At 71.9% G+C, this 14,684-nt stretch carries 11 protein-coding genes; 4 read left to right on the forward strand and 7 right to left on the reverse strand.

All coding sequences use genetic code 11. From position 1 onward, the window contains the following. Positions 1–58: 58 nt before the first annotated feature. Entirely contained in the window at positions 59–2,845 is a 2,787-nt protein-coding gene (secA, locus tag ACFXA3_RS15760) for a preprotein translocase subunit SecA (RefSeq protein WP_385187113.1), read from the reverse strand. Positions 2,846–3,086: 241 nt separating this feature from the next. On the opposite strand from secA, the gene ACFXA3_RS15765 reads away from it, so the two are divergent. Together ACFXA3_RS15765 and ACFXA3_RS15770 are read left to right on the forward strand one after the other, a co-directional pair. Next, on the forward strand, positions 3,087–3,668 hold the full coding sequence (locus ACFXA3_RS15765; RefSeq protein ID WP_385187115.1) for a GNAT family N-acetyltransferase: 582 nt from the start codon (positions 3,087–3,089) through the stop codon (positions 3,666–3,668). Between the two features lie 10 nt (positions 3,669–3,678). Next, positions 3,679–4,848: a winged helix-turn-helix domain-containing protein gene (locus ACFXA3_RS15770; RefSeq protein ID WP_385187117.1), complete on the forward strand. Its 1,170-nt coding sequence runs from the start codon at positions 3,679–3,681 to the stop codon at positions 4,846–4,848. Positions 4,849–4,926: 78 nt separating this feature from the next. Here the strand turns inward: ACFXA3_RS15770 and ACFXA3_RS15775 are convergent, their stop codons facing one another. From ACFXA3_RS15775 to mtrA, 6 genes are all read right to left on the reverse strand, one after another. After that, positions 4,927–5,628, reverse strand: coding sequence for a response regulator transcription factor (locus tag ACFXA3_RS15775; RefSeq protein ID WP_054225197.1), 702 nt, complete (start codon positions 5,626–5,628; stop codon positions 4,927–4,929). A gap of 200 nt (positions 5,629–5,828) precedes the next feature. Further along, positions 5,829–6,524, reverse strand: a complete 696-nt coding sequence (hpf, locus tag ACFXA3_RS15780; protein WP_385187130.1) for a ribosome hibernation-promoting factor, HPF/YfiA family — start codon at positions 6,522–6,524, stop codon at positions 5,829–5,831. Positions 6,525–6,878: 354 nt separating this feature from the next. Then, a complete protein-coding gene (locus ACFXA3_RS15785) occupies positions 6,879–7,703 on the reverse strand; it encodes a ComF family protein (RefSeq protein WP_385187119.1) in 825 nt (274 codons plus the stop codon). 76 nt (positions 7,704–7,779) lie between these two features. Beyond that, on the reverse strand, positions 7,780–9,633 hold the full coding sequence (locus ACFXA3_RS15790) for an LpqB family beta-propeller domain-containing protein (protein ID WP_385187121.1): 1,854 nt from the start codon (positions 9,631–9,633) through the stop codon (positions 7,780–7,782). Next, a complete protein-coding gene (mtrB, locus tag ACFXA3_RS15795) occupies positions 9,623–11,545 on the reverse strand; it encodes an MtrAB system histidine kinase MtrB (protein WP_385187122.1) in 1,923 nt (640 codons plus the stop codon). Before mtrB ends, ACFXA3_RS15790 begins: the two co-directional genes overlap by 11 nt. A gap of 97 nt (positions 11,546–11,642) precedes the next feature. Next, positions 11,643–12,332, reverse strand: coding sequence for a two-component system response regulator MtrA (mtrA, locus tag ACFXA3_RS15800; RefSeq protein WP_385187124.1), 690 nt, complete (start codon positions 12,330–12,332; stop codon positions 11,643–11,645). A 227-nt stretch (positions 12,333–12,559) separates the two neighbouring features. On the opposite strand from mtrA, the gene ACFXA3_RS15805 reads away from it, so the two are divergent. Together ACFXA3_RS15805 and ACFXA3_RS15810 are read left to right on the forward strand one after the other, a co-directional pair. After that, on the forward strand, positions 12,560–13,843 hold the full coding sequence (locus tag ACFXA3_RS15805) for a hypothetical protein (RefSeq protein ID WP_385187126.1): 1,284 nt from the start codon (positions 12,560–12,562) through the stop codon (positions 13,841–13,843). Between the two features lie 7 nt (positions 13,844–13,850). Further along, positions 13,851–14,657: a DUF4129 domain-containing protein gene (locus ACFXA3_RS15810; protein WP_385187128.1), complete on the forward strand. Its 807-nt coding sequence runs from the start codon at positions 13,851–13,853 to the stop codon at positions 14,655–14,657. Positions 14,658–14,684: the final 27 nt, after the last annotated feature.

Genomic DNA, 14,684 nt, shown 5'->3' on the forward strand with positions numbered 1-14,684 from the left:
CGCGGGCGGGCGCGCGGGGGCCGCCCCCCCCCGGCGGGGGTGCCCGTACGGGCAGGGGTCACTTCTTGCGGCGGCGGCCGCCCGCGGCCTTCTGGGCCTTGCGGCGCTCGGCGCGCGTCATCCCGTCGCCGGCCTCGTCGGCGTCGAAGTCGCCCTCGACGACACCGCCCTCACCGTCCACCGACGGCGCGGAGAAGTGCAGCCGGTCCGGACGCTGCGGGGCGTCCAGGCCCTTGGCCCGGATCTCCGGACGCGCGGCCGCCGGCTCCTTCGTCAGCGAGGGGGCGTCCTGCACCGGAACCTCCTCGACCTGCTGCTCGACCTGGACCTCCAGGTTGAACAGGTAGCCGACGGACTCCTCCTTGATGCCCTCCATCATGGCGTTGAACATGTCGAAGCCCTCGCGCTGGTACTCGACCAGCGGGTCCTTCTGGGCCATCGCCCGCAGGCCGATGCCCTCCTGGAGGTAGTCCATCTCGTAGAGGTGCTCGCGCCACTTGCGGTCCAGGACCGACAGGACCACGCGCCGCTCCAGCTCGCGCATGATGTCGGAGCCCAGCGCCTTCTCGCGCGCCTCGTACTGCTCGTGGATGTCGTCCTTGACGGACTCCGCGATGAACTCGGCGGTGATCCCCGCACGGTCGCCCGCCGCGTCCTCCAGCTCGGCGACCGTGACCTTGATCGGGTAGAGCTGCTTGAAGGCGCCCCACAGCCGGTCCAGGTCCCACTCCTCGGCGAAGCCCTCGACCGTCTCGGCCGCGATGTACGCGTCGATCGTGTCGTCCATGAAGAACCGCACCTGCTCGTGCAGGTCCTCGCCCTCCAGGACGCGGCGGCGCTCGCCGTAGATGACCTCGCGCTGGCTGTTGAGGACCTCGTCGTACTTCAGGACGTTCTTGCGCGTCTCGAAGTTCTGGGTCTCGACCTGCGACTGGGCCGACGCGATCGCGCGCGTCACCATCTTGTTCTCGATCGGCACGTCGTCCGGCACGTTCGCCATCGACATGACGCGCTCGACCATCTGGGCCTTGAACAGGCGCATCAGGTCGTCGCCCAGCGACAGGTAGAACCGGGACTCGCCCGGGTCGCCCTGACGGCCGGAGCGGCCGCGCAGCTGGTTGTCGATGCGGCGCGACTCGTGCCGCTCGGTGCCCAGCACGTACAGCCCGCCGAGCGCCTTGACCTCTTCGAACTCGGCCTTCACGGCCGCCTCGGCGCGCTTGAGCGCGGCGGGCAGCGCGTGCGCCCACTCCTCGATGTGCTCTTCCGGGTCCAGGCCCTGCTGGCGCAGCTCGGCCTCGGCGAGGTCGTCCGGGTTGCCGCCGAGCTTGATGTCCGTACCGCGGCCGGCCATGTTCGTGGCGACCGTGACGGCGCCGCGGCGACCGGCCTGGGCGACGATCGAGGCCTCGCGCTCGTGCTGCTTCGCGTTGAGCACCTCGTGCGGGACTCCCCGCTTGGAGAGCTGCTGCGAGAGGTACTCGGACTTCTCGACCGAGGTGGTGCCGACGAGGATCGGCTGGCCCTTCTCGTGCTTCTCCGCGATGTCGTCGACGACGGCGGCGAACTTCGCGACCTCGGTCCGGTAGATCAGGTCCGGCTGGTCCTTGCGGACCATGTCGCGGTTGGTCGGGATCGGGACGACGCCGAGCTTGTAGATCTGGTGGAACTCGGCGGCCTCGGTCATGGCCGTACCGGTCATGCCCGACAGCTTCGAGTACAGGCGGAAGAAGTTCTGGAGGGTGATCGTGGCGAGGGTCTGGTTCTCGTCCTTGATGTCCACCCCTTCCTTCGCCTCGATCGCCTGGTGCATGCCCTCGTTGTAGCGGCGGCCGGCGAGGATACGGCCGGTGTGCTCGTCGACGATCATGACTTCGCCGTCGATGACGACGTAGTCCTTGTCCTTCTTGAACAGTTCCTTCGCCTTGATGGCGTTGTTCAGGTAGCCGACGAGCGGGGTGTTCACCGACTCGTAGAGGTTCTCGATGCCGAGCCAGTCCTCGACCTTGGCGACACCGGCCTCGTGGATGGCGACGGTGCGCTTCTTCTCGTCGACCTCGTAGTCGCCGGTCTCCTCGATGCCCTTGAGGGGCTCGCCGGGCTCGCCCTTCTTCAGGCGGGTGACCAGCTTCGCGAAGTCGGCGTACCACTTCGTGGCCTGGTCGGCCGGGCCGGAGATGATCAGCGGGGTACGGGCCTCGTCGACGAGGATCGAGTCGACCTCGTCGACCACGGCGAAGTTGTGGCCGCGCTGGACGAGCTCGTCCGCCGACCACGCCATGTTGTCGCGCAGGTAGTCGAAGCCGAACTCGTTGTTCGTGCCGTACGTGATGTCGCTGTTGTACTGCTCCCGGCGCTGCGCCGGGGACATGTTCGCCAGGATGCAGCCGACCTCGAGACCGAGGAACTTGTGCACCCGGCCCATCATCTCGGAGTCGCGCTCGGCCAGGTAGTCGTTCACCGTGATCAGGTGGACGCCCTTGCCGGACAGTGCGTTCAGGTACGCGGGGAGCGTGCCGACGAGGGTCTTGCCCTCACCGGTCTTCATCTCGGCGACGTAGCCGAGGTGCAGCGCGGCGCCGCCCATGATCTGGACGTCGTAGTGCCGCTGGCCGAGGACGCGCTTGGCGGCCTCGCGGACGGTCGCGAACGCCTCGGGCAGCAGGTCGTCCAGGCTCTCGCCGTCCTGGTAGCGCTGCTTGTACTCGTCGGTGAGCGCACGCAACTCGGCGTCGGAGAGGTTGACGAAGTCCTCTTCGATGGAGTTGACCTGGTCCGCGATGCGGTGCAGTTTGCGCAGGATCTTGCCTTCGCCTGCACGCATGAGCTTGTTGAAGACGGACACCGAGGTTTGTCTCCTTGCCGGTCGGGCCTGGCACTGGTTCGTACACGGGCACGGAGGGTGGGCCCCACCGCAACGGCCATCGTAAGCGAGGACGCGGCCGCGCCGGGAGGTCCGCCGTATCCCGCAGGGCACGGGCGCCCGGAATGAGAACGTACGAGGTACCTGGAAGGTGCCGGGGTCCCCGGCACGTCTTGCGTGAAAACTGCTCGCCCGGCCCGCCGCGGCCGCGCAGAATCCGTACATGGAGCCCACGACACTGAACACGGCCCGGCTGCACCTGCGCCCCTTCCTCCCGGGCGACGAGGAAGAGGTGTACACCGCGGTGCAGGACCCCGACATCCAGCGCTGGACGATGGTCCCCTCCCCCTACGAGCGCGAGCACGCGCGCAGCTTCGTCGCCGAGACCGTTCCCGCCGGCTGGCGCGAGGACACGGCTTACAGCTTCGCGGTCCGCCTCGGGGCGGACGGACCGCTGGTCGCGGCCGTCGGCGTACACGGCCGCGGTCAGGGCTCGTACGAGATCGGCTACTGGGCGGCGAAGGAGCACCGGGGCCGCGGCTACATGGCCGAGGCCGTCGCCGCCGTGTCCCGCTGGGCCTTCACCGCGGTGGGCGCCGTACGGCTGGAATGGCGCGCGGAGGTCGGCAACGCGGGCTCCCGGGCCGTCGCGGAGAAGACCGGCTTCCGTTTCGAGGGCGTGCTGCGGGGCGCGGTGCTGCGGCGCGGCACCGCCCGGGACTCCTGGATCGGCGCCCTGCTCCCCGCCGACCTCGGCCTGACCCCCTCACTGCCGTACCTCCCCGCTGTCGGTGGCTCGGCCTAGGCTGCGGCCCATGACGCCCACTGCCTCCGTGTCCCTGTCCGCCGACGACGCGCGCCGGATCGCCCTGCGCGCGCAGGGGTTCCTCGGGGCGCCCGACCGCCGGGGCGGGGTGCGGGGCGTACTGCGCCACCTGGGCGCCGTCCAGCTGGACACGATCTCCGTCCTGGCCCGCTCGCACGAGCTCATCCCGTACGCGCGACTGGGCGCGGTCGGCCGGCCGGCGGTCGAGTCGGCGTACTGGTCGGACGGGCACGCCTTCGAGTACTGGTCGCACGCGGCCTGCATCCTGCCGATCGAGGAGTGGCCGCACTTCGCGTTCCGGCGCCGTGCGCGCCGGGCCCGCGGCCACCGCTGGCACGTCCTGCAGGACAAGGAGCGCTCGACGCGGGCGGTCCTGGACCGCCTGCGCGCGGACGGCCCGCTGACCTCGACGGAGCTGGGCGGCGCCAAGAACGGCGGCGAGTGGTTCGAGTGGTCCGAGACCAAGATCGCGGTGGAGTGGCTGCTGGACACCGGGGAAGTGGTCTGCGCCGAGCGCCGCGGCTGGAAGCGGGTCTACGACCTCCCGGAGCGGGCGGTCCCCGACGCGCTGCTCCACGACGACCTGGACGACCGCGAGTGCCTGCGCCGCCTGGTGGCGCTGGCCGGGCAGAGCCTGGGCGTGGGCACCCGCGCCGACATCGCGGACTACCACCGCCTCAAGGGCGAGCAGGTCGACGCGGTGATCGCCGACTCCGGCCTGGTCCCGGTCGAGGTCGAGGGCTGGTCCAAGGCGGCCTGGGCCGACCCCGCCGCACTGGCGACGGCCCCCCGCGGCCGCCACCGCACCACCCTGCTCTCCCCGTTCGACTCCCTGGTGTGGGACCGGCCGCGGACGGAGCGGATCTTCGGCTTCGCGCACCGGCTGGAGGCGTACGTCCCCAAGGCCCGGCGGATACACGGCTACTTCGCGATGCCGCTGCTGGCGGGCGGGCGGCTCCAGGGCCGGGTCGACCCGGCCCGCGAGGGCGGCACGCTGGTGGCCCGCCAGCTCTCCCTGACCACCCCCGAGGCGGCCCGCCCGATGGCCGAGGCGCTGCGCGAGGCGGCCGGCTGGGTCGGCTGCGACGCCGTCCGCGTCGAACGCGCCGCCTCGCCCGAGCAGGCGGCGGCGGTCACCGCGGAACTCGCCGCGCTCTGAAAGGAGGGGACGAGGGACGGGGAGAGGGCGAGAGGGCGAGAGGGCGAGAGGGCGAGAGGGCGCGAGGGCGCGAGGACCTCAGCGGATTTCGAGGATCTTCTCCCGCATCGCGTAGACCACGGCCTCCATCCTGGAGTGCAGCTGGAGCTTCTCCAGGATGTTGCGGACGTGGTTCTTCACGGTGTTCTCGGAAATGAACAGTTCCTTCGCGATGTCGCGGTTGTTCATTCCGGTGGCCACGAGTTTGAGGACTTCCAGTTCGCGGTCCGTCAGCCGGGGCGCCGGCACCAGCCGCCGCTCGTCCGTCCGCTGGATCATCGACTTGAACTCCGTCAGGAGTTTCGACGCCATCGAGGGGCTGATCTGCGACTGCCCGTCGGCCACCGCGCGGATCGCGGTGGCGACCTCGTCGGTCGAAATCTCCTTCAGGAGATACCCGGTGGCGCCCGCCTTGATCGCGTCGTAGAGGTCCGCTTCCTCGTCGCTGATCGTCAGCATGATGATCTTCGCGGAGGGGGCCACCTCCTTGATGGAGGTGCACGCCTCGATCCCGCCGCGCCGTGGCATCCGCACGTCCATGAGCACGATGTCCGGCAGCAGGTCGGCCGCCTTGTCCACCGCCTCCGCGCCGTCCCCGGCCTCGCCGACGACCTGGATGTCCTCCTCCTGCGCGAGGACGATCTCCAGTCCGCGCCGGAACAGGGCGTGGTCGTCCACGACGAGCACCCGGATCGGCTCGCCGCCTTCGTCACCGCGCACCGGCCCGAAGGTGTCCGCCATCGTTCCTCCCCCTGCATGTACCGAGCTTGCCGGGTCAACCGGACGGGATCTTCCGCCGGTTGACTGCCCGCCATGATTCCATGCCCGCGCCCTCCGGCGGGGAGCCTGCGACGGCCACCTGGCGCATACGAGTCATACAGAGGCCCCCGGGGACGCTGCCGTGTCCCCGGGGGCGCTTCACCGAAATTCAGGACGCGGCGTCAGCCGCCGAGCGCCCCGCCCGCGCCTGCGCCGGGCTCACCCGAGCTGGAGGCCTGGTCGGAGTTGAGGTGGATCACGCCGTAGTCGTAGCCGTGGCGCCGGTAGACGACGCTCGGCATCTTGGTGTCGGAGTCGACGAACAGGTAGAAGTCGTGGCCGACCAGCTCCATCTCGTACAGAGCCTGGTCGAGCGGCATGGGTGCGGCCGAGTGCGTCTTCTCGCGGACGATGAGCGGGCCTTCGCCCTGGACCTCCAGCGATCCGATCCGGGTGGTCGGGATCGCGTCCGGTGCCTCCTCCGTGACCGGCTGGCCGCTGCCGTTCAGCCGGGCCACGCCGGGAACCACGTCGGCGACCTCGGCCGCCGAGAGCCGGCCGTTGCCACGGCGGGTGTAGCGCTTGTCGTGCTGCTTGCGCAGCCGGGCCTCCAGCTTGTCCTGTGCCAGGTCGAGCGCCGCGTACGGGTCTGCGGCGGCGGCCTCGGCACGGATCACCGGGCCCCGCGAATGCAGGGTGATCTCCACGCGGTCGGAACGGTCGGCCTGGCGCGGGTTGTGCTCCTTGGACACCTCGACGTCCAAGCTGATCACCTTGGCGTCGAGCTTCTGGATCCGCTCGGGATTCAGCTTCTCGGCCACGTGCTTGCGGAACCGCTCGGGCACCTCGGTCTTGCGGCCCTTGACGACGATGTCCACGCAGAACTCCGTTCCCGGATGGCTCCGCCCGATGGGGCGAAGCGTCTCCCTTTCGCACCAGGCTCCGGTGAACACCGGAGCCTCGGACTTGGCGACTTTCACCTCCTCCTCCCCCATCGGCAAGATCTACACCCCACCGACTTCGGAGTCGAGAGACAGCCTCTGACACGAAGATTCAGAAACGACGAAACGTGCGATCCGATGCGTGGGGCCAGGACTCGCCAGTTCCTTACAACCGAACATATCCCTCCATGCCGGTTGTCGGCACCCGCTACCGGACCGTACCTCCGTTCAGGTGGCTGTTCCCTCTTACTACCTGCAACGATGCGCCTTCCCCGGGAGTTCCAAATCTATTCACAAGAACGTTGCTCTGTACGGGTTGTCGGCCGAATTGCTCAAAAAAGAGTCCGCCGGGGCCGCCACCACGGCCGCCGCCGCCACCGGTGCGGCCGACACCGCGCGCAGCGCCCGGGCCGCCTCCGCGAGCGTGGCTCCGGTGGTGATCACGTCGTCGACCAGCACGATCCGCGCCCCGTCCGGCAGCAGCGCCCGGCCGTCGCGGCGCACCCCCAGCGCCCCCGAGAGGTTCTCCCGCCGCTCCCGGGCCCCCAGGCCCGCCTGATCGGCCACCGGCCGGGCATGGCGCAGTACGGGAGCCACCCGCGCGGGAACCCCGGCCCGCCGCAGCCGCGCCGCGGCCGCCAGGGCGATCCTGCGCACCGGATCGTGCCCGCGCGCCCGCACCTGCCGACGCGCCGAGGGCACGGGGACGAGAACGGGCCCGGCGCCCGCCAACGCATCCGCGCCGCCCCGCAATCCGCCGGACACCGCGCCGGGCACCCCGGCAGCCGTCCGGGCGGGCACCCCGGCAGGCGCCCCGGCGGGCACGCCGAGGGCCGTACCGACCGCCACCGCGAGGGCGGCGCCGAGCGGCCCGGCCAGCGGCAGCGCCCCGCGCTCCTTGTGCGCCAGCACGACCTCCCGTACGGCCCCCTCGTAGACGGCGGCCGCATGCACCACGGGCAGCCCCGCGGGCCCCGCAGACGGGCGCACACACCCCGCCGCGGCCCCGCTCAGCGCCTGCGCGCAGCCGGCGCACAGCAGCTCACGGGCAGCCCCGCAGCCGGTGCAGCCGGCCGGCAGGACCAGTCCGGCGAGCTCCTGCCACCACCCCCGCATGCTCCCCACTGTGCCGGGCGGTCCGGGCCCCCGCCAGCCCTGTGGACAACCCCGGGCCGGAGCGGGAAAGCACAGGTCAGCCCGGGTAGACCGGGGCCCTGCCGCCCTCGGCCACCGTGCGCCACTGCGCGCCCGGCGGCAGCCACACGATCCCGTCGTCCTCCGAGAACGCGACCACCGGCTTCTTCTCGTCCTCGGTCGCCGCGACCGCGACCAGCCCGGTCGCCCCGGGCAGGCTCGCCGCGATCATCGAGCCGTCGGCCAGCATGTACCGGGCCTGCACGACACCGCCGTTCTCCCGGCCCACCACCAGCAGCCGGCCCCGCGGCGCCCAGCTGAGCGCGGTCACGCTCGCCATCTGCGGGGCCGCCGGGCGCAGCTCGCGCACCGACACCGGCGCCGCGTCGCCCTTGCCCTCGGGCCGTTCGATCCGCCCGATGTACAGGTTCTTGTGGTTGTCCTTCTCCACCAGCAGGGCGATCCGCACCCCGTCCGGCGACACCTTCAGCGCGGTGATCCGCCCGTCGAGCCCGGCCACGTCGATCTTCTGCGGGACGGCGGTGGCGCCCGGGATCCGGTACAGCGCCGCGTTCTGCGGATCCTGGTCCGCGACCCACACGTCGCCCGCCGCGTCCCAGCTCGGCGCGCCCAGCCCGTTCGGCTTGGTGCCCTTGCTGGTGAGGACGGGCGCCGGCATGGTCCCGGCCGTCGTCATGTTCACCAGGTGCAGCCCGCGCCCGTCGTCGGAGACCACCGCCGCGCGCTTCTCGTCGTACGAGACGGCCGCCGAGTTGACCTTGAAGCCGGGGTTCGCGGAGGTGGGGGACAGCGGGCCCGGCACCGGCTCGGGCCGGTACTGCTGGTCCTCGCTCGTGACGTCGAGCTTCATCCGGACGAGCCGGTCGCCGCTGTCGACGTAGTACTGGTACTCGGGAACCGGCGGCCGGTGCGCGATCGTCGTGGCGGTCGTCTCGGTCAGCGAGCACAGCGAGGACCGGTCCGCGCGCAGCAGCTCGACCCGCGCCAGCCGGGACGCCGTCAGGTCCTGCACGGTGTACAGGAGTTGCGCGGCCATCTTCTCGCACTGCGGCTGCGCGACGTTGTCGACCTTGTCGTTGAGCGGCACCTTCAGCACGTTCTGGCCGTCGTACGTGAGGGACTTGGTGCCCTCCCGCAGTTCGGTGCCGGTCGGGAAGCTCGAAGTGACCACGGGCCCCAGCCACTTGGACGGACCGGCGAGCAGGGACTGCACGGTCTGCGTCGTCGGGTCCATCCGCGAGTCGGGATCGCTGCGCTGGCGCACGTACACGGGGTCGGCGACGAGGCTGCCGCCCGCGAAGTAGTACTTGTTGACCGGCATGTAGATGCGCTGGAAGTCGGACTCGCTCAGCACGAGGCTGCTCGGCGGCGTCGCGATCCGCCACTGCTTGTTCTCCTGGACCAGCTGGAGGTACTCCTCGTAGCGCTTGTTCGGGGAGGTCTCGGGCTGGTAGGCGCTGCGCTCGTCGACCGTCGCGAGCTTCGTCCCGGTCATCTTGTAGCGGGGGCCCGAGGGCTCCTTCTCGCCGCCGACGGAGAACCGGTCGATGCCGGCGGAGAGCACGGTGACGGCGGAACCGGGCTTCCAGTTCTTCGCCGCCTCCTCGGTGAGGTACTTGCGCGCGGTCTGCAGCTGCGGGTCGTCGCTGGTCATGGCCTCCAGGAAGCCGTCGACGATGTCGGCCGGACCGGCCTTGTCGGCCGGCGGCACCCCGAACACCCGGACCTGCGAGTCCACGCCCTGCGAGGCCCGCACCTCGCGGATCTCGCCGTGGTCGGGCATGGACGCACAGCCCGCCAGCAGCAGCCCGACCGCGCCGAGGGCGTACGCCCGCACCGTCCGCCAGCGGCGGCGGCCGTCCCCGCGCACCCGTGCGCGCTCAGCTTCCACCTGCGCCATCCTCCTGTGCTCCTGCTGCCTGCTCGGCGTCGGCGGCCCGGTCGGGCGCCGTCGCCTGGTCGGCCGGACGGGCCCCGACGCGGGCCCCGCTGCCCGGCAGGGCCGTCGGGTCCGCGGGCACCGGCAGCGCGCCGGCGACGGCCGACCGGGGCGGTATCGGCGACCGGTCGGGCCGGGGCGGGGCCTGGGGGGCCCTCGCGTGGGGGCCGGAGCCGGCCGCCTCGGCGGCGGCCCTGGCCCGGTTGGCCCGGGAATCCTCCGGCTCCAGCGGGATCGGGGACCCGCGCAGCGGTTCGTCGGCGGTCCGCGGCAGCGTCAGCCGGAACTGCGAGCCGCCGCCCGGCTCGCCCCAGGCCTGCAGCCAGCCGCCGTGCAGCCGGGCGTCCTCGACGGCGATCGACAGGCCGAGGCCGGTGCCGCCGGTGGTGCGGGCGCGGGCCGGGTCGGCCCGCCAGAAGCGGTTGAAGACGCGGGTGGCCTCGCCGGGCTTGAGCCCGACCCCGTAGTCCCGTACGGCCACGGCGACGGCCCCGCCCGCGGACGCGAGGCGGACGACCACGTCGCGGCCCTCCCCGTGCTCCACGGCGTTGACGACGAGGTTGCGCAGCACGCGCTCCACGCGCCTCGAATCGGCCTCGGCTATGACGGGCTGGGTGTCCCCCAGGACCCGGATCCGGGTGCCCTTGTGCTCGGCGAGCGGCTCGGCGCCGTCGATGACCCGGCGCACGACCTCCCGCAGGTCGATCGGCTCCGCTTCCAGGGCCGCGGCGCCCGCGTCGAACCGGCTGATCTCCAGCAGGTCCGCGAGCAGCGACTCGAAGCGGTCGAGCTGTCCGGCGAGCAGTTCGGCGGAGCGGGCCGTGACCGGGTCGAAGTCCACCCGGGCGTCGTGGATGACGTCGGCCGCCATCCGTACGGTCGTCAGCGGCGTCCGCAGCTCGTGCGAGACGTCGGAGACGAACCGGCGCTGCATCCGCGACAGGTCCTCCAGCTGCTGGATCTTGAGCTGGAGGTTCTGGGCCATCTTGTTGAAGGCCTCGCCCAGACGGGCGATGTCGTCCTCGCCGGTGACCTTCATCCGTTCCTGGAGCCGCCCGGCCGAGAGCCGTTCGGCGATCCCGGCGGCCATCCGCACCGGCGTCACGACCTGCCGTACGACGAGCCAGGCGATCGCGCCGAGCAGCACGACCACGAACACGCCGGCGGTGGCGATGGTGACCTTGATCAGGTTGAGGGACTCCTCCTCCTGCGTGAGCGGGAAGAGGTAGTACAGGTCGTACGGGTCCCCGTTGATGTCGGTGAGCCGCTTGCCCACGACCAGCGCGGGCTCGGGCGCCTTGTCCCCTGCTCCGGCGGTGTACCGGATCTGCGAGAAGGTCTTGAACGTCCCGGTGGTGTGGTTGACGGACCGGCGCAGCGCCGGGGGGACGCTCGCGGTCGGGTCGACGTTGCCGGAGGCGCGGGCGCCCTTGACGCCCGAGACGAACGGCCCGCCGGGCTGCCCGCCCGGTTCGCCGCCCGCACCGGGACCGGTACCGAGCGCGACCACCTCGAAGGCGGTCTGGCCACCACTGGCGAGCTGTTTGACCAGCGAGTTCATCCAGGTGCTGGCGTCCCGGCCGACCTTGTTGTCGGTGACGTCGGGCCCGTCCACGGTGGAGGGCGTGTTGGCCTTCTCCTGTGCGACCGCGAACCCGCCCGCGGCCTGGCTCTGCGCGGCCTCCTCCTTCGCGTCGAGGAGACCCTTGCTGACCTGGGCGATCACCACGAAGCCCAGCGCGAGGACCACGGCCAGCGACATCAGCAGCGTCGCCGCGACCACCCGGAGCTGGATGTTGCGCCGCCACAGCCGGACAGCCGGAAGCAGCGGTCGTCGTACGAGACGTACGAACAACCGCAGCACAGGGCCGCCAGGCGCTCCGTCGGCCATCTGACGGAGCTGGCGGCCTCCCCTCAGGACTCCTCGGCGGGAGCCGCTGGGGGACTTGCCGGGCTGCACGTCAGCTCGGTCCGGCCTTGTAGCCGACACCACGCACCGTCACGACGATCTCGGGGCGCTCCGGGTCCCTCTCGACCTTGGAGCGCAGTCGCTGCACATGCACGTTGACGAGGCGGGTGTCCGCCGCGTGCCGGTAGCCCCAGACCTGCTCCAGCAGCACCTCACGGGTGAACACCTGCCAGGGCTTGCGCGCGAGCGCGACCAGCAGGTCGAATTCGAGCGGGGTCAGTGCGATCGAGGCACCGTCGCGCTTGACCGAGTGCCCGGCCACGTCGATGACGAGGTCACCGATGGCCAGCTGCTCGGGCGCGGGCTCCTCCGAGCGGCGCAGGCGGGCCCGGATGCGGGCCACCAGCTCCTTCGGCTTGAACGGCTTGACGATGTAGTCGTCGGCCCCGGACTCCAGGCCCACGACGACGTCCACCGTGTCGCTCTTCGCGGTGAGCATCACGATCGGCACGCCGGATTCGGCCCGGATCAGCCTGCAGACCTCTATGCCGTCCCGTCCGGGAAGCATCAGGTCGAGCAGCACGAGATCCGGCTTCGCCTCCCGGAAGGCAGCCAGTGCCTTGTCGCCGTCCGCTACGAACGACGGCTCAAAACCTTCTCCACGCAGCACAATGCCGAGCATCTCGGCCAGCGCGGTGTCGTCGTCGACGACAAGGACTCGTCCCTTCATGCTTGACATCATCCCATTAGCTAATCGTTACCTGGCGGTGAGCTGTCCCACAGCCAAAAGGGCTGGAAATCGCCCCTCGGACCTGCGTGGAGATCAGGGCGTCCAGTCTGCCCCGGATCCGGGCGACAATTGAAGGCGCGGGCTGTCGGAGATCCGGGGGGACGGCCGGTCCGCTCTACGTTCCCACGTGGCACGATGGCAGCCGCCCCCGCCCCCGCAGTGCACGTGAAGGAGCGACGATGAACGACTCTCCGGGCTGGGCCGTGCCCGGACCCTCCCCGTCCGACGGCGAGCGGCCGGGCGCATCCGACGGCCGGGACGGCACCGACGGCGCACCGTCGCAGCCGCAGCAGCCCGCCGGCGGACAGAAGTGGTCCGCGGAGCAGCCACCGCCCGGCGAGTGGTCGAGCCCCGGCGCCCCCCAGGCCCCGAAGCCCCCGCAGCCGCAGCCGCAGCCGCAGCCCGGCGCGGGCTGGGGATCGTACGGCGGCCCCCAGGGCCCCCAGGGCGGCGGGTACGGCTACCCGGGCGGCCCCGGCCAGTGGGGCAAGCCCCCCGCCGCCAAGCCCGGCGTGATCCCGCTGCGCCCCCTCGACCTCGGCGAGATCCTCGACGGCGCCGTCGCCACCGTGCGCAGCCACTGGCGCTCGGTCCTGCCGATCACGCTCGTCGTGGCCACCGTCGTCCAGGTCATCAGCGTCCTCGTACAGAAGTACGCACTCGCCGGCGTCGCCGTCACCCCCGAACCCGGAGCCGACCTCCAGGACGTCCTCGACACGCTCGGCGGCGCCATGACGGCCCTCGTCGCCGACGGGTTCATCCAGCTCATCGGGACCATCATCACCACCGCCATGGTCACGATGATCTTCAGCCGTGCCGTGCTCGGCCAGGGCTCCACCATCGGCCAGGCCTGGCGCGAAGCCCGCCCCCGGCTGCTCCACCTGCTGGGGCTGACCCTGCTGATGGGCCTCGGCGGCGCCGCCCTCGTCGCGGTGCTGCTCCTGCCCGGCATCCTCCTGCGCAACATCGGCCTCGGACTCGTCGGCGGCTTCGCCGCCCTCCCCCTCGTCCTCTGGCTCGGGATCAAGTTCAGCCTGGCCTCGCCCGCCCTGATGCTGGAGAAGGCCGGCGTCGTCACCTCGCTGCGCCGCTCGTCGCGCCTCGTCCAGGGCTCGTGGTGGCGCATCTTCGGGATCACCGCCCTGACCGGCCTCATCACCACCTTCGTCTCGGCCGTCATCGTCTACCCGCTGACCGCCCTCGGACTCGCCATCGGCCTCGCCGACAGCGGGGTCGGCGGCCTGGAGAACGGCACCGCCGCCACCGGCTGGGCCCCGCTGATCCTCGCGGCCGTCGGCGCGGTCATCGCACAGACGATCACCATGCCGATCCAGGCGGGCGTCACCGTCCTGCTCTACGTCGACCAGCGCATCCGCCGCGAGGCCCTCGACCTGGAACTCGCCCGGGCGGCAGGCCTGGAGAACTACGGCTCGGACCCGGCCGCGCCGCCCACCGGAGGGTGATGCACCGATGATGAGTACGGGGGGCCTCATCACACACGCTGCGGCGCTCCTGCCGGCCGCGGAGAAACCACCGGTCACGACGCCGCGGGTACCCGCCCGCGAGGCGGCCGAACGCGAACTGTCCAAGCCGCTGTACCACCAGGACGACCCGGGCCTGCTCCAGCGCGCCCTGGACCGCTTCTGGGAGTGGGTCGGCCACCTCTTCGACCGCGCCCAGGGCGCCACCCCCGGCGGCACCCTGGGCCTGGTCGCGATCGCCGTCCTCGCCGCCCTGGCCGTCGCCGCCCTGTGGTGGCGGCTCGGCGCCCCCCGCCGCACCGCGACCGGCACGGCAACCCTGTTCGACGACGCCCTGCGCAGCTCCGCCGACCACCGCGCCGCCGCCGACGCGCACGCCGCCGCGGGCCGCTGGACCGAAGCCGTCCAGGAGCGCATGCGGGCCGTCGTCCGCTCCCTGGAGGAGCGCACCCTGCTCGACCCGCGCCCGGGCCGCACCGCCGACGAGGCCGCCGCCGAAGCCGCCGCGGCCCTCCCGGACCACGCCGAGGCCCTCCGTACGGCAGCCCGCACCTTCGACGACGTCACGTACGGCGGCCGCCCCGCCGACTCCGGCACGTACGACCGCCTGCGCACCCTCGACCTCACCCTGACCCGCACGAAGCCGCTGCTGACGGGTGGCGCGGATTGTGCTCCCAGAGACCGGCCCCGCCGACGGCCGGATACCGGCCCGGCACCCCGGCACCCGGCGCGGCCCCGCTCCACCGGGCCGGTCGGCGAAGCACCACTCTCGCAGCCGACGGATATGAGCTGGTAGGTCTCGGTGGGGGCGGGATAGAGAGAC

The organism is Streptomyces sp. NPDC059456 (assembly GCF_042750055.1).
GTDB lineage: Bacteria > Actinomycetota > Actinomycetes > Streptomycetales > Streptomycetaceae > Streptomyces.

What these genes read in the sequence shown, in the direction of transcription:
- ACFXA3_RS15765 (WP_385187115.1), top strand. Translation starts at nt 3,087, where the DNA reads ATGGAGCCCACGACACTGAACACGGCCCGGCTGCACCTGCGCCCCTTC.
- ACFXA3_RS15770 (WP_385187117.1), top strand. Translation starts at nt 3,679, where the DNA reads ATGACGCCCACTGCCTCCGTGTCCCTGTCCGCCGACGACGCGCGCCGG.
- ACFXA3_RS15775 (WP_054225197.1), bottom strand. Translation starts at nt 5,628, where the DNA reads ATGGCGGACACCTTCGGGCCGGTGCGCGGTGACGAAGGCGGCGAGCCG.
- ACFXA3_RS15785 (WP_385187119.1), bottom strand. Translation starts at nt 7,703, where the DNA reads ATGCGGGGGTGGTGGCAGGAGCTCGCCGGACTGGTCCTGCCGGCCGGC.
- mtrA (WP_385187124.1), bottom strand. Translation starts at nt 12,332, where the DNA reads ATGATGTCAAGCATGAAGGGACGAGTCCTTGTCGTCGACGACGACACC.
- ACFXA3_RS15805 (WP_385187126.1), top strand. Translation starts at nt 12,560, where the DNA reads ATGAACGACTCTCCGGGCTGGGCCGTGCCCGGACCCTCCCCGTCCGAC.
- ACFXA3_RS15810 (WP_385187128.1), top strand. Translation starts at nt 13,851, where the DNA reads ATGATGAGTACGGGGGGCCTCATCACACACGCTGCGGCGCTCCTGCCG.